The organism is Granulicella sp. dw_53, assembly GCF_018449545.1.
Lineage (GTDB): Bacteria > Acidobacteriota > Terriglobia > Terriglobales > Acidobacteriaceae > Edaphobacter.
This window is the reverse complement of record NZ_JAAVUR010000003.1, coordinates 1-20,561: the sequence shown is the minus strand read 5'-3', so window position 1 is coordinate 20,561 and position 20,561 is coordinate 1. Positions and strand designations below refer to the sequence as shown.

Here is a 20,561-nt window from a genome sequence, read left to right as displayed (position 1 = left end):
TTGATGGAGCGAGATTCGTGAGATCAGTATTAGCAAGGGGTTAAACCATGACGAACGTACTTTTGGTTGAAGATAATGTCGGCGATGTACGGCTTGCCAAGGAAGTATTCCGAGACATTAATAGCTCTATCCTCTTGCATGTAGCTGTGGATGGCGTTGAGGCGATGGATTTTTTGAGGCAGACAGGTGCATATGTCCACGTTCCTCGGCCGGATTTCATCTTGCTGGATCTTAACCTCCCCAAAATGAATGGGCGTGAAGTCCTGGCGCAAATCAAACAGGATGAGAATCTCAAAACAATCCCCACCATTATCCTGACGACCTCAAGAGATGAAGGCGACATCTTGAAGAGTTATCAGCTTCATGCCAATTCTTACATCAGCAAGCCATCGCAGTTAGAGGAATTCGAAAGCATTGTGAGAAGCATCAATGATTTTTGGTTGACGAGAGCAAGCTCCCCGCAGGGGATGATAGACCCCTCCTGACTTTGGTCTATGAGCGAGTTCCCATCTCGTTATTGCCAAATATCCTTTTACGGTTGAACAAACGGGGCCCGTTTCTCCTCAATTTAACTTAACGCCGACGACTCTCAAGATTCAGAGAATTCGGTTCAGTTCCAGATTTCCTCTCACTTGTAATCGCCTCGAGACCCTGGCTTGGGACGGAAGCCCGGCGGGGATAAACATTTCAGGCTCTCATTCGGCGCTATCTTTGATTTCTTCTCGATATTCCATTTAGGCCACGTCCACGCTCCTGACGGCGTGCATAGATATTCCTGCTTGAGAGCAATCAGTGATACCGGCTGTTTCTAGGGTAAGTGACTCTATCTTGGTGGCTTACGAATCATTCCAACGTGATTCGTGTGGAGCCTATGTAAATAAAGACGGGAAGTCCTGCTGCAAGGGGAATAAGCAAATCTCGCGTGTGTCTTATCTGTTGCATAGAACTCCCATGATATGTCCGGAAGCAGAAACAAAGGTTGGACACTTTTGAAGCACGACATGCTTCAGGGCCGCGAAGAGCGATAGCGTCGAGTTTACGGAGAATTTGGTATGAATAGGAATATGTTGCCGCTTAATATCAATGGGATCAATGACATACCCGGAAAGACAAGAAAAGCTCACGCTCTGTATTTGGACAATCTGACCGTTTTTCCGCAGTTCATTTCAACCTACTCAGTGCCGCAGCGAACTAATTCCTCGTTCGGTTCTCCCATTTCGCAGAATCATCTCCCCTGGTAAAGACGAACTTATGGCTATTACTTCTACTTCCTGTGACATACCCGCTTCGCTTAAAGCCTTGACAGGTCCGGAGTCCTCGGTCGTTTCTTCGAGCAATTCACTTTCATGGGGCAAGTTCCTTCTCGAGCGGCATCGCGTGCCGCCCGGAGAACGGGAGCATTTTATTTTGGGTTGTCATGTCCTGTGGGTGAGCACAAAACTCAACAAAGGTGAATACGCCGGTGACGGGGGCCGTGTTGTTCCTTTTACCAAACCGTCGGGATCGCTTACGGTAACTCCAATTGGTCACTTTCCAACGTGGCGATCTCCTGACAACCTGGAATTCATGTTGCTGGGATTCGACAACAACTTTATGGCGAATGTCGGCCAGGAACTAGATCGACCAATCCCAGAACTCTATCTAAGAACCGGGTTTCAAGACTCTGCCATTCGGAGACTTATGGCTCTCCTGAGAGAGGAGTTCGAGCTGGGTACGCCCTCAAGCTCGCTCTACGTGGAATCCCTTGCTCACACAATCGCGGTCCGCTATCTTACCCTGAATCTGCGGTCTCCAGTCTCGCCAAATAGCGCCTTGACTACGGCGCTCCCTCGCCCCGCGTTGAAGAGAGTTATGGAGCGAATTGAAGAGGGTCTGTCCTCGAATCTCACTCTGCAATCACTTGCAGAAGAGACAGGGTACAGTCGAGGACACTTTATCAGCATGTTTCGTGCTGCCACAAATCTCACTCCACATCAATATCTGGTTAAACGTCGCATTGCGCGAGTAAAGAGTCTCCTCGAAAAGAAGGACAAAAGTCTGATCGATATTGCGATGACTTGTGGTTTCTCCAGCCAATCCCACATGACGCAAGTGTTCCGGGCGCAAACTGGAGTATCTCCGGGGGAATATCGGCGATTCAAATCCAGCGACCGTGGCGCAGATCGGGAATTTGCCAGGACTTCCTTGCGATTGACGTAACCGAGCTTAAATTTAAACTCGGCCGGAAGATCGCGGACTCCTATTGAATTTTGAGATCTGTGCGCTAGCCAATCATCTTAGCTCCCGTCCGGCTGAACCACGAGGCAATAGATTCGTCTGCGGCCAGCATTACTTGAGTGCCCTCTTCTCAAGCAGTTCTTAGTCTTGTGCTGCGCGCGTCTACTGCTTCTTACACTGTTGGCTAGGTAATGAATTTGCATTTCGGACAGATTGGTCCACGGGCGAGTTCGGATACGACAATTTCGAAAAAAAATGATTTTTCTGTAAACCTTTCCTTGACAAGAGATCTATCCTCATCCTTTGACGTACTGCGGAGGCTTCTTTAGTGGATGTTCGACCATGTGAAAAAACGCATCCGGCTTGCGAAATCGCATGCACCGGGAGCATGCTCCATCAAAAAGCAAGGACTGAAGTTGCGCTCAGCACCTCGGACCGAGTCAGTGGCGCGTGGACGATCTACATGCCTTCCTCAACCATTCGCCCATCGAACCCACCTAGCAGACGCGTGCATGTCAGCACGGCGATCTTCATGGTGGGCACAAAGCGTCGCATGCTGCGTACGCCGATGGAGACAATCTGGAGTCTTCAGGGGAGGATTCATGCCGAAAAGTCACCACAATTACAACATCATGATTCAACTCTTGATTGACAAGGAGTTGACAAGTAAAGAACGAGACGATCTCAACACCCATTTGAAAGACTGTGCTATCTGTCAGCAGCAGTTAGAGGATGTGAAAGCATTCACCGCGGCGGTGAGAAGGGCGAAGCCACGTATTGAGACTCCTCCAGATCTGCGAGAGAGAGTTCTGACTTACATGACGGCCTATCGCTTGAAGCACACAGAATCCGAGCAAATGGAATCTGGCGAGGCCGTTCATCTGCCGTGCGATTAGCCTGAACTTTAACCCCTGTCGTAGCAAGCATAGAGTTGTACGTCCTAGAATAAACGGTTTTACTTGGTTTGTACCCGAACAGGGTGCCCAGGGAGCAGGTTCTAAGCGTCTCTCTATTTGCACAAATAGCACTTTGTCTATCCATCGGCTAGTCGGCTCCGATCCCATTATCGAGTGGACGCATCAACTCGAATACACACATGCAACACGTCGAAGGCACTCCGTGCGCGTGGTGGCTTCGGGCATCTCTCTCCAGTCTGGGGCTGCTGCAGGCGCGTTTAGTGAGAGATTACCTCGAACGAGGTGTGAAGTTTGGCGGAGGAGTCATTTCCTACCCACAGATCAAAGGCTCCGGGTTCAAGCACGGTCTTCCGGAGCAAAGGGCTCCAGAAGGCAAGCTCGTCGGCGGGGATAGAGAACTGGATTGTTCTAGTCTCTCCAGGTGCTAACGCCAACTTCTGAAATCCCTTGAGTTCGCGGACCGGACGCGATGCGCTACCGGCCCTCTGGTGGGTATAGAGTTGGACGACCTCCTCGCCAGTTACGGCAGAGGTGTTTTTTATCTTGACCGAGGCTTGAATCACGCTATTGCTCTTGACCTTCGCGCTTGCCAGGGCGAGATCGCTGATTTCGAAACCCGCATAGCTTAGACCGAAACCGAATGGGTAGAGGGGCAAGCTCGAAGTATCCCAATAGCGATGAGCGGTATCGTCAGGAATCTGAGTAAGGTTGGTGTTGTAGAAGAGGGGAATCTGGCCGACCTCGCGGGGCCAGGTCAGAGGTAGATGACCGCTCGGGTTGGCGTCCCCGGTAAGCAGGTTCGCTACTGCGTGCCCACCTTCGGTCCCGGGATACCAAACGTTAAGGATGGCGGGTACATGCGACGCAGCCCATGTGATGTCGAGTGGGCGTCCGGTCATGAGGACAAGCACGACCGGTTTGCCTAGCGCGGTCACTGCTTCGAGGAGCTCTTCCTGTCTGCCGGGAAGGGTGAGCGTGGCGCGAGAGGCCCGTTCGCCGCTCATGTTCTGAAGTTCGCCCAAGACGAGTACAGTTGCTTCAGCTGTCCTTGCGGCTTCAAGAGCGTGGTCGAACTCTGTCTTACGCTCCTCGTCAGTGGTCATCACGGCCTTCGTGGGTGGGACCTGTGCGTCAAAGATAGAGGCCGGGGCGGGGCGTTCGATCTCGACGCCCTTGGTTACCGTGATCTTTGTATTTGGCAGCTTCTCGCGAAGGCCTTGGGCGATGGTGATGGTGTCCTGGCGCTCGGCGTGAATCGACCAGGAGCCAAGCGTGTCGACCTGACTGTCGGCCAGCGGGCCGATGATGGCGAGTGAGCGGATGTCCTTCCGGAGCGGGAGAATATTGGCTTGGTTACGCAGTAGAACCGCAGTCTTCTCGGCGGTCTGACGGCTGGCTTCACGCTCTTGGGTAGAGAGGGTAATCTGTTGGGCACGCGCTACGTCGATGTATGGATTGGTGAAGAGACCCAGGCGATATTTCATCTCGAGGATGGGACGAACGAGGTCATCGAGGGTGGCGGAGGTGACGGTGCCAGCCTGAGTAGCAGCAGGGAGGTAATCCCGGTAGAGGTTGCTGGTCATCTCCATGTTGACGCCTGCGTTGACAGAGCGGATGGCGGCATCCTGAAGGCTGGCGGCAAAACCGTGGGTCTGGAGGCTCTTGGAGGTCTCCCAGTCACTGACGACGAAGCCCTTGAAGCCCCAGTCCTTGCGAAGAACGTCCTGGAGGAGCCAGGGGTTGGCGCTGGCGGGGACACCATTGAGATCCATATAGGCGGACATAACGGTTGCAACGCCAGCCTTGACAGCGGAATGGTAAGGACGGAGATAGACGTTGTGAAGCAACTCATCGGAGATATCGGAGCTGTCATAGTCCCTGCCTCCGATGGCCGCACCATAACCGGCGAAATGTTTGACACATGCCAGGATGTGGTCTGGGCTGCCGATGTAGTCCCCCTGGAGGCCGTGAACCTGAGCGGCTGCCATCTGTTCGCCGAGGTAGGGGTCTTCTCCGGCCCCTTCCATGATGCGTCCCCATCGCGGATCACGGGCGATGTCGACCATGGGAGTGAAAGCCCATTGGATGCCGGCGGCGCGGGCCTCCAGAGCAGCCATGCTTTGTGCTTTAGCAACTGCCCCAGGGTCCCAGGAGGAGGCCATGGCGAGCGGGACAGGGAAGATGGTACGGAAGCCATGAATTACGTCATAACCGAAGAGCAGCGGGATGTGTAGGCGGGACTGAGTTACGGCGATCTTCTGCAACTCGTTGATGCGTACGGGGTCGGTGAAAAAAAGGAAGCTCCCTACCCCCTTCTTTGCCAGTTCGTTCGCCCTCTCGGGCGTGACATATTGGCCCGCGGCCTGCTCCATCTGTTCGATCTTCTCTTCCAAAGTCATGCGATTGAGCAACTTATCCGCAAAAGCACGAACCTCTGCATCGGAAGGTCGATTCTGCGCATAGCTCGCAAAGGGGGAGCAAATTGCAATCGTGAATGCCATAGTCAAAGTCGTTCGGCGCAGAAAATGGGACATCGTCGGAGAGGCTCCTGGAAAAGGCTGGTGAAAAGGAGAATTGTAAACAATCGATCGTCCATGGAGCGAGTGATGGGAATTCCATTGATTTCGGGGCGATCCTTCTGGCGTACGGAACGCCGAAATTTCCCAACAGACTTCGTCCCTAAGAAGAGCCACTTCATTCCCTGTAGAGATTCAGGCTTTCACTGCGGCTGTGACGTGTTTGACTGCAAACAAGTGGAGATTGTCCATGGTAGGCATCAGTCTTGAGTTGAGGTCTCGAGATGGCTCAGTCAGTAAGAGATAAAAGGGAAGACAGCAAGCGGTTGCTGTGGGGTCTATGCTCCGGCTTCAATTATTTCAGTCAGGAGCAAATGAATGATCTGAGCATAAACCTGAAAACGCTATGATTTGAACTGACGAGAAAACGGGAATCCTGCGTAATCGGGGCAACAAATTTCCAATAAATGGAAGTACAGGAGGTACTTTGCAGTGAACTCACTCGTAGCTACATCCCCGTATCCGGTCTCGACGCCGTCTCAGCGTGAATCTGTAGATCCCCGGCCTTCACGCCCGGAGATTCATCTCAACGGCACTGTGGTCATATCCTTGATTTCGACGGCACTCGCTCTCGCAACTGCAAGTGAATGCCACTCTGTCACTCATCTTCCTTCTCTAATGTATGGGGCCGTACTTTGGGGATGGTGGGGCTGTATCGCCAATGTTATTTGGAAGCTTGGACAGCGAACGCCAACCGCGCTGGGTTTCTCGCCGAAACCAATCGGATTTAATCTCCTCCTCGCGTGTGGTCTGGGAGTCGTCCATCTTCTGCTTTTGGGAAGCTTAGGATTTACCGTAGCCGGTTGGGAGAGGCATGAGAGCGCCCTTTCCATATGGACGAGTCTTCTCAACATCAATCGCTTCGGCATGGAACTGCTTATCTACGGATTTGTCTTTGGCATCACGGGGATCGTTCAATTTCAGATTCGAGCGCAACGCGATGCGATGAGGGCGCTTGAACTGGAGAGACAGCTCTCTGTGGCTCACCTGCGGGCTCTGCAGATGCAGTTGGAGCCACATTTTCTCTTCAACACGTTAAATGCGATCACCACTCTGGTGGAACTTGGCCGGCAAAAAGAAGCGTCAGAGATGCTCACGCATCTGAACGCTATTCTTAAAAGTACACTTAAGAGGACGACGCCCGAAAAGGTCCCTCTATCGCAGGAGTTGGAGATCGTGGAAAACTATCTTGCCATCGAACAGATTCGATTTGCCGATCGTCTGCGAATTGAAGTCAAGGTGGAGCCTGGTGCACTCGATGGGCTCGTTCCTTGCTTCTTGTTACAGCCCATTGTGGAGAACGCGATTCGACATGGTATTGCACATTGCGAGAACGAAGGCAGGGTTGAGGCCTCCGCTCGCCGAAAGGGGGACTTCCTTCATTTGCATATACGTGACAGCGGCCCGGGTCAAAATGGCCATGCCAAACCGGGCCATGGCATCGGATTGAGTAACACCAAGGATCGGCTCGCACATTTCTATCCTGGGGCTTACGACATGATGGCACGCCCTATGGAAGCGGGCGGCTTCGAGGTTGCGATCATCATCCCCTATGAGCGCGGCTAAATGAAGCTGAAAGTCCTGATTGCCGATGACGAACCACTCGCGCGTGAGCGGCTGCGGTTTCTTTTATCCTCCTATGAGGAGATCGAGATCTGTGGCGAGTGCCGGAACGGCAGGGAAGTAGTGGCTGCACTCAAAGAAAGGCGCTACGACGTACTCTTTCTCGACATCCAGATGCCGGGGAGGGATGGGTTCGAGATCATCGAGCAAGTCGGATCGGTGAACATGCCCATCACAGTATTTGTGACGGCGCACAACCACTATGCGGTCAAGGCATTCGAGGTTCATGCATTGGATTACCTGACCAAACCAGTAGAGCCCGAACGGCTACGGGCTGCCCTGCTGCGCGTGACAGAGCGAATCGCCTCACGAACTGCACTGGTCAACCAGGAACAACTCAAATCTGTATTGGCTGTCTTGAACAACGGAGCCACGGAGCGTAAAGAATATCCGAGGCGGCTTGTTGTGCACAATGGAACGAGGGACTCATTTGTTGGGGTTGAAGATATCGAATGGATCGAAGCAGCGGACTACTATTCCTGCCTGCACGTTGGACCAAAGAATTTTATGTTTCGCGAAACCATCAAGCAGCTTGCGGAGACTCTCGACCCCGGCAAATTCGTGCGTGTCCACCGTTCGGCGATCGTGAACATCAACCATGTGCGCGAAATTCTCCGCGAGGGACGCAACGAAGGCTGGGTCGTCCTGTCAAACGGACATCGCTTGAAGATGAGCAAAGTCGGATGGCAGAATCTGCTTGCCACGAGCCAGAAATAGCCCTCCCCCTGATAACAACATCAACTAACCCTTTTTGACTCGGAATTGCCTTGTGTTCGTAATCGTCCTGCGTGAACTCAAAACCTAACAATCATAGGCTTCGCTGCTGAGGAATCGTGTCCTCCTGCATCGTTCTGGTATTTCCCTGCAAACCTCTCGATTGCTTCTAATGGATCGGCGACCCTTGTGCTGAGGCACATAAGGCGATGGATATGAGATATAAACTGGCAATCGTCCTGGCGATGCTTTGGAGTTCGGTCCAGGCATTTGCCCAGCAGCCCTGCTCAACCGGCGTTCGCATCGAAGGCGCTATCACCGACCCTAGTGGGGCTGCTATCCCCGGAGCCCAGGTACAGGCTGCCGATGGCGAAAGTACAACGACGGACGAAGCGGGTCACTTTGTGATGCCGTGCGTTCCAGTCGGCGTAGGGACGATCACAGTACAAGCCGAAGGATTCAACTCGAATACCGCCAACATCGCTGGCGCAGTGGGAAGAGTCGCCCACATCGACCTCCAACTGGCAATCACGCAGATGGAGACGAGCGTACAAGTGACGGCGGACCCAACAGCAATAGACGCCGATAATGGCGCCGGGACAAGAACACTCTCCGAGGAGGAGATACGCCAGCTTCCCGATGATCCGGATGATCTTCTGCTGCAGCTTCAATTGCTTGCATCGAGCGGCGGAGGAGCCTCTTCGTCGGCTACGGTCGTAGTCGATGGCTTTCAAAATGGAAGCGCACTGCCTCCCAAGTCCTCTATCGCCTCGGTACGCGTCAATCCGGATTCCTTCGCACCTGAGTATGAACGTCCTTCATCCCAGGGTGGCCGCATCGAGATTCTTACGAAACCCGGAGCAGACTCATTTCATGGAGCGCTCTTCCTTACCGACAGCGACGGTAGCTTCAATGCAACCAATCCATTCTCCGTCACCGCGACCCCAGCAGGAAGGCGGCGCTACGGTTTCGAGTTGAGTGGCCCGATCCTGCGAAAGAAAAGCGGATTCTCACTCGCCCTCGAGAAGCGGGATATTGATGAATTCAACGTCGTCAATGCGATCTCACTCGCCGCGAATGGGAATCAGACTCCGATACAACAGACAGTCTCGGCTCCACAGCGCCTCTGGATCGCATCGTCCCGCGGTGACTGGCAGTTATCGCCGAAGGACGTCACGACACTCTCCTATTCAGCCAATGTCAATAATCTGGGGAACCAGGGCATCGGCGGACTCACACTGGCTGAAGCAGGCTACTCCAGTCTGGTAAGCGAGTACGATCTGCGTTGGTCAAATGTGTTGACCCTGAACTCAAACTTCCTGCATGAGACCCGTATCGGCTACAGCTGGAAGCGCACACAGCAGACCCCGCTCTCCACGGCACCCTCTCTGCAGGTCGCCGGCTACTTTCTCGGCGGTGGTGCCACGAGCCAGAACCTGAACGACCGCGAGCGCGATCTCGAGATCGACGACGACATGATGCTGACGCGGGGCAATCACTCCTTCAAAGTGGGTGTACAGTCTTTGGGCTTCTTCGTGCACAACTATGATCCCGACACCTTCAACGGCGCTTATGTCTTCGGTGGCGGTAGTGCTCCAACGCTGGACGCAAGCAACAACCCGACCGGCCAAACGACTACGATCACTGCGATCGAGCAGTACAGACGAGCCCTATTTGATCTTGCCGGCGGCGCACCCACCACCTACCAACAAACCAGCGGTACGCCGCTGGTCCCCTTCACGCAATGGCGTCTGGCCTTCTTCGCCGAGGACATCATCAAACTCGCTCCTCGTCTCACAGTCGCCACTGGGCTACGCTATGCGTTTCAGACCGCTCCTAGCAGCTTCGCCAACTTCACCCCACGGGTTGGCGTCTCGTGGGCGCCCGACAAAAAATCAACCTGGGTGCTCCACCTGAGAGCCGGACTCTTCAGCTCTCCGACGAACCTGAGCTACCCAACTCAGGTCTACCGCTTGAATGGATCCCGTCAAAGTCAAGCCCTGGTCTACTCCCCAAACTTCGAGAATCCACTAACCCCAGTTGCTGGTTCAATCCAGGTCGGCACAAAGTGGCAGTTTCAACGTGCCTTTCAACAGGCCCCATCGGCGCAGCTTCAGATCGGCGTCGATCACGACCTCCCCCACCATTGGCATCCCTCGGTCTGGTTCACCTGGGCGGATGGTTGGGCGGATTCCCGGTCGATCAATATCAACGCGCCGCAGGTAAGCAGTAGCAACGGTGCCGCTCCCGATCCAATAACTGCCCTTCTGGCCCCCCGCCCGATCGGACCGAATCAAAATATCCTCGAATATCAAAACTCCGCGCATACGCGGGGAACCGTCTTCTGGGCGGGGATCGAGCAGAAGGGTTACAAACGCTTCACCCTCAATCTCGGCTATTGGGGTGTGAACTTCAAATCCAATGGCGGATACGCATCGGCTCAACCACAGTCCAGTTACAGCAACCAGGGCGAGTCGTCTCGGCCCGATTGGCAATCGAGCGGGGCACTAGCAGAGACCGAGTTAAAGCTTCCCGGCAAGATCGAAGTCTCGGCAGAGTTTTATATGCACACCGGTCTCCCCTACAACATCACGACGGGTACAGACGCAAATGGAGACGGCACCTACAACGATCGTCCATCCTATGCATCTGCTCCAGGCGCTGGCGTCTACAACACGCCCTTCGGATTGCTCAGCACGAATACCGTCAACGGCAATGTTCCCCGTAATCTTGGTTCCATGCCAACCGTGCTACACACCTACGCGAATGTCAGCCGCGTCTTCAAGCTCAATCCGAAGGACACAGATCACGTTAGATCTCTGACATTCAACGTTCGCGCCGCCAACGTCCTGAACCACACGAACGCCAGTGCGGTGGGGACTGTTGTCTCTTCTCCGAATCTCGGCCAGTCCATCGCCGCCGAGACGGCCCGGCGCATGGAACTCGGAGTACGGTTTGCTTTCTAACGATCTTGCTTGAGTGGAGAATCTGTACGATCGAAATGCAGCGGCGAAACACGTCGCCATGAAGCTTAGATTTTGCTTCATTACTGATGCTCCGTAGAACTACTGATCTGCGGAGTCAGTAAAATCTCCTACGATTTTCGAGAGAGTATGTATTGCCAGCGCCTTATAAGGTTCGTGTGGGATAAGCGATACCTTACTGTTGGATTATGTAGAAAATCTTGTTGACGATATCTGTCAATGAAGATACTACTTGGATAACTACTCCATTGCTTTTCTTGATCTTCCCCAGGCGTGTAATTTCTATAGCTTCACCTCGTCTACGATTGACGAATGGTGGCAATACTTTATATTTCTTGGCGAATGATATGAGACTCACCGACGGTGATGAGCCAAAGATATAGGTGCTCCTTCCATCTATTCGAAATCCGCAGTGCTGGCAGGCTCTGAGCCTGTCACCAACCTGATAGCCGCCTCAGTAATACCAAAACAGATTCCCATAAACCCACATCGTTTGGGTTACAGAGTAGTGCGCTCAAAAATTGCTATCCAAGTTGCGGCACAGGAGACCACGAATGCAGAAGACCTGGATCATCGCTCTATTTCTTGCTTTGTATATAACTATTCCTGCCTTTGGACAGACCTTTCGTGGCACAGTAGCCGGGACAGTCGTCGACAGCCAAAGTGCCGTTGTCGCTGGCGCCTCTGTACAACTCATGAATCCTGCTACCGGCTTTGTGCAAAACGCCAAGTCTGGTAGCGGCGGCGACTTTCTCTTTCCGGAGTTGCCCATCGGCATCTATCGATTGACCGTCTCGATGGGAGGGTTCGCGACTAAGAAGATCGATGGTATCGAGGTCGCCGTAACCAAGGTCACAAGCCTCAAAGTAGATCTCGCCATAGGCTCTGAGACTACCGTCGTCGATGTCACTGCCAACTCCATTCAGACCGATACTACTTCCAGTGCTCTGGTCGCAGTCATCGATTCCAAGTCAGTACAAGAGATGCCGATGAATGGTAGAAACTTCACTCAAATGGTGAAGTATGCTCCTGGCGTTGGTGCGCTCGCAAACTCGGTCAACGGTTCACGCACTGCGAGTATCAATTTTCAGGTGGACGGAGCCGACAATGTGGATCCATGGCTCGGTCTCGTCGCGTCAAACCAGGGTGGCATCGCAAATGTGGCTGGCGGTCTCATCCCGATTGAAGCCATCGACCAGTTCTCTATGCAGTCCGCGGGCGAAGCTGATCAAGGGCGCAATGCCGGTGCCAATTCCAACATGGTGCTCAAGTCTGGCACCAACAACATCCACGGCGATGTCTTCTACTTCGATAGAAACGAGTACTTCGCTGCGATCTCACCGGTTGCGCCGGTGGGTAGCCGCAAACAGCTTATTCGTAATCATCAGGGAGGCTTTACTCTGGGGGGACCAATCTGGAAAGACCATACCTTCCTGTTTACTGCTGGTGAAATCCAGATCGCCAAAGCCAACACCGCAATTACCGATACAGTTCTCTCCGACGCATGGATTAATGCGGCAAAGCAATACATGGCCAATTACGGCCTGACGCCAAACCAACTCAGCCTGAACCTTTACAACGTTCTTTTTCCAGCTGATTCCAAAACCGGGGCTGCTACAAACAGCAATTATTTTGCGAACGGGATCGCAAACTATAACAGTTACAACGGCATTATTAAACTCGATCACACCTTCAGTCAGAAGCAGACACTTTCTGCGCGCTATCTCGGTACAACGGGAAGACAGACGGCGCCGGTTACCAACTCGAGCTTTGCCGAGTACTTCCAGACGGCGCCGATGCACATTCACAACTTCTCCGTTGTGCACAGCTACATCTTCAATAGCCACCTTCTGAATCAAGTCACGTTGGCTACAAATTACTTCCTACAGACATTCAATGACGCGAGCCAGAACTTCTTCCCTGCGAACGCGGGGTTGAATCTTGGCCTTTCAGGAATTATTGCAGCCGGCGCACCGACTATTACGGTCAACGGCTTCGACATCAGCGGCGCAACTCAGCCCTCCGGCCGCACCGATGTCACCGGCCACATCACCGATTCGCTACATTGGACCATCGGGCGCCATGCACTCAAGATCGGCGGCGAGTACCGGCACTCGAACGTCAATCAACTTTATTTTTCTAGCGCCCGCGGCACCTTCACCTTCGATGGAACTCGCGGCCCCTGGTTCGGTGGTGGGTCCACGGCTACTTCTACTGCCTTGGGCTACTGTGCGACTCTCGGCTTTACCACGTCGGCCACCTGCAATTCGCTTAGCTATGTGGCGGATTTTCTGAACGGCACCCCATCCAACTCCGCTGGCGCGAGGCTTCTCCAAGGCAACGCACAGCGGGTGTGGACGATGACTACAGAAGATCTCTGGATTCAGGACAACTTCCAGGCTGCGAAGAAGTTGAATATCAGTTACGGTGTTCGATATACCATCCCCGGCGTAATACACGCCGAAAAAGACGATGTGTATAGCTTCGTCCCTGGACCAAATCCCGGGTTTCAGCATAAGCTCTACGACAACTACTATGCCGCGGTTGCTCCGCGGGTAGGGTTCTCCTACTCTCCGTTGGATAGCAACAGGACCGTCCTACGAGGTTCGTTTGGTATCTTCTATGACTTTCCTCCTATGAACAATTGGATCTCGGGTGTCACCACAAATGGAGGAGCCGCCTATGCGCAGAACAATCCTGCTGGTCCCGACGCGGCTGCGATCTTCAATGCAAACAATGTGCAATGGCAAGTCGGAATCAATCCATTTACGGGAGCAGCTGCCCCACAAGTGGGCGCATTCGGTATCAATCCGAACTTCAAGATGCCCTACGCGGAGGTCTTCAGCCTTAACATCGAGCAGCAACTCTCCAAGTCGACCCTGGTTACTGTAGGTTACGTTGGCACGGAGGGCAGACGTCTTCCCGTGCTCTACGACCTTAACCAGCCTGTCGCCAACGGAACAAGCACGACAGGTCCGCGTCCCTTCTCACAGACGACGTTGTTCCCCAACGAGAATCAGATCTTCCTGAACGGCAAGACATTGGGGGGAATCAATCAACTGAACTTTGCGGCTTCTTCGAACTACAACTCTCTTCAGGCAACAGTGAAGCAGGCCGCATGGCATGGCGTTCAAACTACACTCAACTACACCTGGGCGAAGTCGATGGACGACAGCTCCTCAGACACCACACCCATGAACAGCTACAACCTCCATCAAGACTATGGTCCAAGCACCTTTGACGCGCGCCACACGTTGAACGGCTTCGTATACTACAACGTGCCACAACTCTTCCATGCGATTCCGCGCCTTACCAACGGATGGCAGTTGAACGCCTTGTACACCTACTCGACTGGTCTGCCGATCAGTCCCCTGGTTAACGGCGACAACAGCAAGACCGGCCAACTCAAGGATCGCCCGAACATGGTGGCCGGAGCCAATCCCTACACAGGGTTGCAGCTTGCCACGAGTACGGCCAGTGGTCGCCAATATCGCTGGCTAACCAACGCGAATAACGCTTACTTCACACTTCCTGCCGCAGGTACCTATGGCAATGTACGACGCGATTCTTTCTATGGCCCTAACTTCAAAACAATTGACTTCTCGATGTTCAAGCACACACCCATCACGGAGAAGGTCATGTCGGAGCTTCGCGTAGAAATCTTCAATATCTTCAACTTCAACAACTTTGCTAACCCAACCGTCTCGAATATCGCTAGCAGTACCTTCGGCCTTATTACCCAGACACGTAACGGTTCAGGAGCACCAGGTCTGGGTTATGGTGAGCCGTTCAATATACAATTTGCACTCAAACTTTCTTTCTAATCCCAGCACATAGCAAGGACTAATCTCATGTTTGTGCATAACATCACAACCCTAGCTCTCAGACTGCTTAAAGCTGCAAAGTTACCCAGATATCTCACAGCCGTCGTAATGTTGTTTTACCTGAGCACCACAGCAACTGTTGGGCAATCGACTCAGGCTGCGACCGGTGGCGTAGTAGTGGTGCAGCCGGGCGCACCTGGACAGAGCAACAAGACTCTTCCGTCCACGAACACGACTCCCCCGCTGGGGACGCCTTCCGATGCCGATATCGCGTTCATGCGTGGCATGATCATGCACCACTGGCAGGCCGTTGAGATGACAGCACTGATGGGCTCGCGAAGTCACAACCAGGATCTTCTGGCGTTGGGCAAACGCATCAGCATCTCGCAAACGGACGAGATGGGCTTCATGAAGCGTTGGCTCTCGGATCGCGGCATTCCATTATCCGATAGCGCCGATATGGATCACATGGAAGGTATGGCAGGCATGGAGCATATGAAGTCCATGCCAATGATGCCTGGGATGCTGACGCCTCAACAGATGCACGCGTTGAAAGAGGCAACAAGCGAACAGTTCGATCACCTCTTTCTGGTGGGAATGATTCAACACCACACCGGGGCGCTCTCAATGGTGAAGCAACTCCTTGACACGCCGGGAGCCTGTCAGGATCCCATCTTGTTTGACTTCACGTCCGATGTAGACAACACGCAGCAAGCAGAGATCGACATCATGCGGCACATGCTTTCCAAGGAGAAACAATGATCTCAAAGTCCTCTCTTCGATCGACCGGCAACCGGGTTGCAATCGCGTTTGCTCTGTTTCTAGTCAGCTCAGCTCTGAGCTTTGGCCAGACCGCTCCAACGGTCTATGTTAATCCGCGTTCCGGATCCGATGATCCTCGCGTAGGGTTGAAGGGAGGACTGTACGATGCAGGGCAGGCAGCCTCTGGGCTGGAACTGGTAACCACCACGCCAAAGCCCGGCATCTTCGCTCCGGACCTCGCTGCGATCGCAGCGGCCAACGCTGCTCCGGTCCCTCCACCTCCTGCCCCTGGTGCTCCAAGAGGAACTGGGCCACGGGGTCCGAGCTACGGAGGAACCAACTCCGATCTGGCCTTCGCTGGTAAGTATCTCTTCTCGGGAAACTACATGGGCATCAACTTTTATGACATCTCTGACCCAGCGAAGATAAAGCTCGTTACCTCTCTGGTCTGCCCCGGTGGGCAGGGAGATGTCTCGATATATGGTCACCTGCTCTTCATGTCGGTTGAGGCGGCCAATGGCCGACTCGATTGCGGGACCCAGGGACTTCCTCTAGCGCCCGACCAGGCCCCCCCGCCTTCGGATCCTCTTGCCAACACCGTACCCACAGTAGCGGGCACACCACCCGTGCGGGCGCCGCGGCCACCTGATCCGGCGAGCGCAGACCGCATCAAGGGCGTTCGCATCTTCGACATCACGAACATCGCCAACCCAAAGCAGATCGTCGATGTCCAGACATGCCGCGGCTCCCACACACATACCCTTTTGGTCGACCCCAAGGATAAAGATAACGTCTATATCTACGTCTCAGGGTCTGCTCCCGTACGTCTAGCGGAAGAGTTGGGTGGATGTTCAGGTGGCGATCCTTCCAACGATCCCAATACTGCACTATTTACCGTGGTGGTCATCAAGGTGCCGCTGGCACATCCAGAGCTGGCGAAGGTCGTCAACAGCCCGCGTATCTTCTCCGATCCACAAACCGGAGACGCAAACGGCCTCTGGAAGGGCGGCAACCATGGCGATGGCACCCAGACTACCTCAGCTACCAGAGGATGCCACGATATTACGGTGTTCTCGTCGATGGGGCTGGCTGCTGGCGCATGTTCTGGAAACGGAATCCTGCTGGACATCTCCGACCCTGTCCACCCAAAGCGCCTCGATGCAGTAAGCGATCCCAACTACGCCTTCTGGCACTCGGCCAACTTTGCGAACGACGGCAAGAGTGTCTTATTCACGGATGAGTGGGGCGGCGGCGGACAGCCGCGTTGCCGCGACAGCGATCCGATGAACTGGGGAGCAGATGCCATCTTCAAGTTAAAAGATGGAAAGCTAACCTTGGCTTCCTACTACAAGATGCCGGCACCGCAATCGGAGTTTGAAAACTGCGTCGCCCACAATGGATCGCTGATTCCGGTTCCTGGTCGCAATCTCCTGGTGCAATCCTGGTATCAGGGCGGCATCTCCGTCATGGACTTCACCGACCCAACCCATCCGTTCGAGATCGCCTTCTTCGATCGCGGGCCAATTGGTGTAGGTGGCAGACGCGCAGGAGGAGGACAGTGGTCGTCTTACTGGTACAACGGATACATCTTCGGTTCGGAGATGGCACGCGGCATCGACGTCTTGAAGCTGTTGCCGAGCAAATATCTCACCCAAAATGAGATTGATGCAGCCTCTCAAGTGCATCTCGCGGAGCTGAACGTCCAAAACCAACCCAAGATCATTTGGCCGGAGAACTTTGTAACCGCTCGCGCCTATATGGATCAGTTGATTCGCAGCAATGCTCTAACTCCCGAGAAGGTGAGTGCGCTCAACGCAGCGATGTATAAGAAAAAGACCAAACAATTAAAGGCGCTGGCAGTGAGTCTGGATAAAGATGCAGCCACCTGTACACCCGAAGACGCAGATCGCATCCATGCGCTGGCGAAGATCCTAGCGAAATCATAGACCGAAGATGCCACCTGATCTGATCAGGTGGCATCTTCTGAATAGACATGACCGCCACGGATACGTGGCGGTCATGTCCTTAAATTCAGTAATGTTAGAACCTTAGAACTATTTTGCCAAAACGGCCTGGCCCGCATGGAACGACGCGTGATTGGTGCGGCTCATCAAGACTGCAATGCGATTGCGCGTAGGATCTTTGGCGAAGTCCTCATCGGAGACCGCACCGTGCTTCTGCAGCCATTCTCTCGCTGTCAGCGCTTCAAGAGCAGTGGTAAGGCGGTTATTGACCTCGCTCCATATTCGTTTGAGGTCGGAGGCCGAGATAGAATCAGGAAGCGCTCTATCTGGATTTGTAACGTAGACTTCATCCAATTCAGGGTGAAGTCGCTCCCCAAGTCCGAGCAGGGGAAACATGCGGTCGTGAATCGCAGTGAGATGGCCGATGAGATAAAAAAGACGATTCTTTCCAGGTGCTATCTGTCTCTGAAATTGTTCGTCATCAAGCGCCGCGATAGCGTGATCGATACGGCCGATGACAATCTTCCATGAGTTAACGGCAGCGCTGGCCAACTGTTCTTCCATTGTGAACGAACCTACTTTCTATTTCTCTATATAAATAACGTTGTAGCAGTTTGATGTCCCTCGAATAAGCTGGATGCGAAAAATTGCTGACGCCACCGCATTTCATTCCCACCAAGCACGACATCAGCCTCGTTAAGTCTGGCCGCACAGATTATCGAGTAAGTACCACAGGCACCAAAGACCTTTCATGCATGATTAGGTGCCGTTATTACTCCACAAAAATGAGAAGCTCGTTGGACACGAGGTCCCCAAGGTGCCATACGATCCGATGCACTCCAGGTGTCTCGAACCGATACGTTGACATCTCGTAGCCGTAATCGACCGCCGGCCCTGGAACGACTGGGCCGTCGTAGAGACCGGGTGGCAGTAGAGCATCGCCGTCCTCCACCTCTGGCGCCGTTACAAGCTTGCCATCGACTTGTTCCCCTAATACTGCTTTCGGCCCCATGGTGTAGAGCACAGCGCTCGGATCTATCGCCTCGGCCACATGGATGATCTGGGTCGTCTCATTGGGGCGGACGCATTCTCGCATTGTAAGAATAGTGAGACGCCGGCCACGCACGATCATCCCTTTGTCTGGCCACGTCGCGTAAGCGAGTGTAGCTGCGAATTGATCGGCTTCGGTCATTGTCTTAGACAGCCTGAGTCCCTGTCGCACTGCCACTACCAGCCTGAACGGAGGAACCGTTGACCGTAGTTGCCAAACCAGCCTTCGACGTTGTGATAGAGAATCCTGTCCCAGCGCCACCTGCTGCTGCGGTGACCTCTCGATGAATATTAAAGCCACTGTTAGTTACAGGGATGTTAGCAGCTCCGGAACGAAGGTCGTTGAATACGAACGCTTGCTTGGAATCGATCGAGCCAGCCGACGTAAGGAGCGCAATAGGAGTGCCATGAGAATCCACGCCATGAGGGCTAGCATTTGCCGGAAGAAAGCCCGAATTGTTCCCACTCACAATTCCTGCGAAACAACCCAAGCCATTAACATACTGGACCTTCTCCGACATCTGTACCTTATCGAGATCAGGTACTTGACCACTATCAGAGTCATTACTTGTAGTCACAGCTATACCACGCTCAGTCCCAGTAATAAGATTGGCCAAGACAATCGACACTGTCGTCGGAATTGCACAAATTGTGAATGCGTTGCTTGTTCCAACTACGGTCGCACCAGCTTTGGCCACAAGACGAAGCATTCCGGCGGAACCTGCTGCAGTCTGCGTAGTACCGCGAAGGGCTACGGCGCCACTCGCGCTAAGGGTCTTGGTTGCCGCTCCATCCAGCGTGGCTGTCCCGTTCGTGGCTGATGCGCCGTCAACGGAGATGTCGACACTGCTCGATCCCGTGAGGGTGACGGCGACGGATTGGTCAATGCGAGGCGGGATTCGAGCACTCATGCTGGCCGGCGTAGTTGAAGCATTGACTGTAGCAAATGTGACCGCCGTGGCCGTAGCCGGAGCCGGCGCACCCGCGTCAGGTCCTTTTGTGCCCGCATCGGGCGCTTTTGTCCCAGCATCAGGTGCTTTCGTCCCCGCATCAGGTGCCTTCGTGCCTGCATCAGGTCCACCCCCTTGATCTGTGAGGTCCTGCTCGGCGGCTTTCAAATCGATTCCGTCGGTGAAAGTCTTGGTTGGCCCCTCGCCGCCGTGCTGAATCCCAGTCCCTCCCACATTGGGAGAGGAGCTGTGTCTGCCCGCAATAGCCCCTCCGCTTTTTGTCCGCGCAGGAGAAAACACCTGCATGTCGGCAAAGCTCCATGCCGCGGACGACACGCCCTCTCGAACGGGCACGTCGGAACGAGATCGTTGCAAAGAGGTCGAGCGCTGCGGAGCCAGCTTACTGATTGGAGCGACGGATGCTGTCTTCTGTGATCTTGCCGCTAGCGAAGCAAACATGCTTGCACCCCCCTTTGGCCAATGCCAATAAACGAAGCGGACATCCCACATGAGATCGCGTTCCGGAGTAGTGTAGGCTCCTCTGGCCCCGAACACAACGGATTTACTTCTTCCACCGACGCGTCAAATTGCGTGCTATCTTGCATCAGTCGCCAGCCAAGAGGTGGCAGGGTACTCACTCCTCCAAAAGACTTGGTACAAATCCTCCAAATGCAATCTCTATCAGGCATTTACCAGCAATGGCGGAAACGTTTGACGGAAAGCTGAATCGATCAACCGTCATCCCAATCCTTTAGCGATCCAGCAAGGACGAATTTAGAGGTGCAAGCGGAAGGCGAGACATCCGTAAGCCGGTAGTCTCATCCATCTAAAACCACCACTATCCGAACGATTTGTATAGCAGTTCTAACCAGTCTCCTTTTTTTGAATCCAGCAATGCAATAATTTCGGCATGAGCGAACAGTTTTCTGGTGAGATGGGGCGGCGGCGGTTTCTTGGGGTGTGTTCAGTATTGGGGCTAG

General features: G+C 53.8%; 13 protein-coding genes. 9 read left to right on the top strand and 4 right to left on the bottom strand.

Annotated features, from left to right (window positions below; all coding sequences use genetic code 11):
* Positions 1–47: 47 nt before the first annotated feature.
* From HB393_RS05435 to HB393_RS05425, 3 genes are all read left to right on the top strand, one after another.
* Complete coding sequence (locus tag HB393_RS05435; protein WP_213804152.1) at positions 48–485, top strand: response regulator; 438 nt, start codon at positions 48–50, stop codon at positions 483–485.
* Between the two features lie 766 nt (positions 486–1,251).
* Entirely contained in the window at positions 1,252–2,199 is a 948-nt protein-coding gene (locus tag HB393_RS05430; protein WP_213804151.1) for an AraC family transcriptional regulator, read from the top strand.
* A gap of 620 nt (positions 2,200–2,819) precedes the next feature.
* Positions 2,820–3,113 (top strand): hypothetical protein, encoded by a 294-nt coding sequence (locus tag HB393_RS05425; RefSeq protein WP_213804150.1) that lies wholly within the window; start codon positions 2,820–2,822, stop codon positions 3,111–3,113.
* 278 nt (positions 3,114–3,391) lie between these two features.
* Here HB393_RS05425 and bglX read toward each other — a convergent pair whose 3' ends face one another.
* Positions 3,392–5,668 carry a beta-glucosidase BglX gene (bglX, locus tag HB393_RS05420; RefSeq protein ID WP_255550833.1) on the bottom strand — a complete coding sequence of 759 codons (2,277 nt, stop codon included), beginning with the start codon at positions 5,666–5,668 and terminating at the stop codon, positions 3,392–3,394.
* A gap of 909 nt (positions 5,669–6,577) precedes the next feature.
* Here bglX and HB393_RS05415 point away from each other — a divergent pair.
* The 6 genes from HB393_RS05415 to HB393_RS05390 all read left to right on the top strand — a co-directional run bounded on the left by HB393_RS05415 (position 6,578) and on the right by HB393_RS05390 (position 17,563).
* Positions 6,578–7,276, top strand: coding sequence for a histidine kinase (locus HB393_RS05415; protein WP_213804149.1), 699 nt, complete (start codon positions 6,578–6,580; stop codon positions 7,274–7,276).
* Positions 7,277–8,050, top strand: coding sequence for a LytTR family DNA-binding domain-containing protein (locus HB393_RS05410; RefSeq protein ID WP_213804148.1), 774 nt, complete (start codon positions 7,277–7,279; stop codon positions 8,048–8,050).
* 212 nt (positions 8,051–8,262) lie between these two features.
* Positions 8,263–11,013, top strand: a complete 2,751-nt coding sequence (locus tag HB393_RS05405; protein WP_213804147.1) for a TonB-dependent receptor — start codon at positions 8,263–8,265, stop codon at positions 11,011–11,013.
* Between the two features lie 572 nt (positions 11,014–11,585).
* Positions 11,586–14,855 carry a TonB-dependent receptor gene (locus HB393_RS05400; protein ID WP_213804146.1) on the top strand — a complete coding sequence of 1,090 codons (3,270 nt, stop codon included), beginning with the start codon at positions 11,586–11,588 and terminating at the stop codon, positions 14,853–14,855.
* Positions 14,856–14,963: 108 nt separating this feature from the next.
* On the top strand, positions 14,964–15,617 hold the full coding sequence (locus tag HB393_RS05395) for a DUF305 domain-containing protein (RefSeq protein ID WP_213804145.1): 654 nt from the start codon (positions 14,964–14,966) through the stop codon (positions 15,615–15,617).
* Positions 15,614–17,563 carry a hypothetical protein gene (locus tag HB393_RS05390; RefSeq protein WP_213804144.1) on the top strand — a complete coding sequence of 650 codons (1,950 nt, stop codon included), beginning with the start codon at positions 15,614–15,616 and terminating at the stop codon, positions 17,561–17,563. Before HB393_RS05395 ends, HB393_RS05390 begins: the two co-directional genes overlap by 4 nt.
* A 108-nt stretch (positions 17,564–17,671) precedes the next feature.
* On the opposite strand, the gene HB393_RS05385 is transcribed toward HB393_RS05390, so the two are convergent.
* The 3 genes from HB393_RS05385 to HB393_RS05375 all read right to left on the bottom strand — a co-directional run bounded on the left by HB393_RS05385 (position 17,672) and on the right by HB393_RS05375 (position 19,917).
* Positions 17,672–18,145, bottom strand: a complete 474-nt coding sequence (locus tag HB393_RS05385) for a DinB family protein (RefSeq protein ID WP_213804143.1) — start codon at positions 18,143–18,145, stop codon at positions 17,672–17,674.
* A 208-nt stretch (positions 18,146–18,353) separates the two neighbouring features.
* Entirely contained in the window at positions 18,354–18,677 is a 324-nt protein-coding gene (locus tag HB393_RS05380) for a hypothetical protein (RefSeq protein ID WP_213804142.1), read from the bottom strand.
* A 100-nt stretch (positions 18,678–18,777) separates the two neighbouring features.
* Positions 18,778–19,917: a hypothetical protein gene (locus HB393_RS05375; RefSeq protein ID WP_213804141.1), complete on the bottom strand. Its 1,140-nt coding sequence runs from the start codon at positions 19,915–19,917 to the stop codon at positions 18,778–18,780.
* Between the last annotated feature and the right edge of the window lie 644 nt (positions 19,918–20,561).

Bases quoted from the DNA above. Each gene is read 5' to 3' on its own strand.
- bglX (WP_255550833.1), bottom strand. From the start codon at position 5,668: ATGTCCCATTTTCTGCGCCGAACGACTTTGACTATGGCATTCACGATT.
- HB393_RS05405 (WP_213804147.1), top strand. From the start codon at position 8,263: ATGAGATATAAACTGGCAATCGTCCTGGCGATGCTTTGGAGTTCGGTC.
- HB393_RS05410 (WP_213804148.1), top strand. From the start codon at position 7,277: ATGAAGCTGAAAGTCCTGATTGCCGATGACGAACCACTCGCGCGTGAG.
- HB393_RS05380 (WP_213804142.1), bottom strand. From the start codon at position 18,677: ATGCGAGAATGCGTCCGCCCCAATGAGACGACCCAGATCATCCATGTG.
- HB393_RS05390 (WP_213804144.1), top strand. From the start codon at position 15,614: ATGATCTCAAAGTCCTCTCTTCGATCGACCGGCAACCGGGTTGCAATC.
- HB393_RS05430 (WP_213804151.1), top strand. From the start codon at position 1,252: ATGGCTATTACTTCTACTTCCTGTGACATACCCGCTTCGCTTAAAGCC.
- HB393_RS05425 (WP_213804150.1), top strand. From the start codon at position 2,820: ATGCCGAAAAGTCACCACAATTACAACATCATGATTCAACTCTTGATT.
- HB393_RS05385 (WP_213804143.1), bottom strand. From the start codon at position 18,145: ATGGAAGAACAGTTGGCCAGCGCTGCCGTTAACTCATGGAAGATTGTC.
- HB393_RS05400 (WP_213804146.1), top strand. From the start codon at position 11,586: ATGCAGAAGACCTGGATCATCGCTCTATTTCTTGCTTTGTATATAACT.
- HB393_RS05395 (WP_213804145.1), top strand. From the start codon at position 14,964: ATGTTGTTTTACCTGAGCACCACAGCAACTGTTGGGCAATCGACTCAG.
- HB393_RS05415 (WP_213804149.1), top strand. From the start codon at position 6,578: ATGGAACTGCTTATCTACGGATTTGTCTTTGGCATCACGGGGATCGTT.
- HB393_RS05435 (WP_213804152.1), top strand. From the start codon at position 48: ATGACGAACGTACTTTTGGTTGAAGATAATGTCGGCGATGTACGGCTT.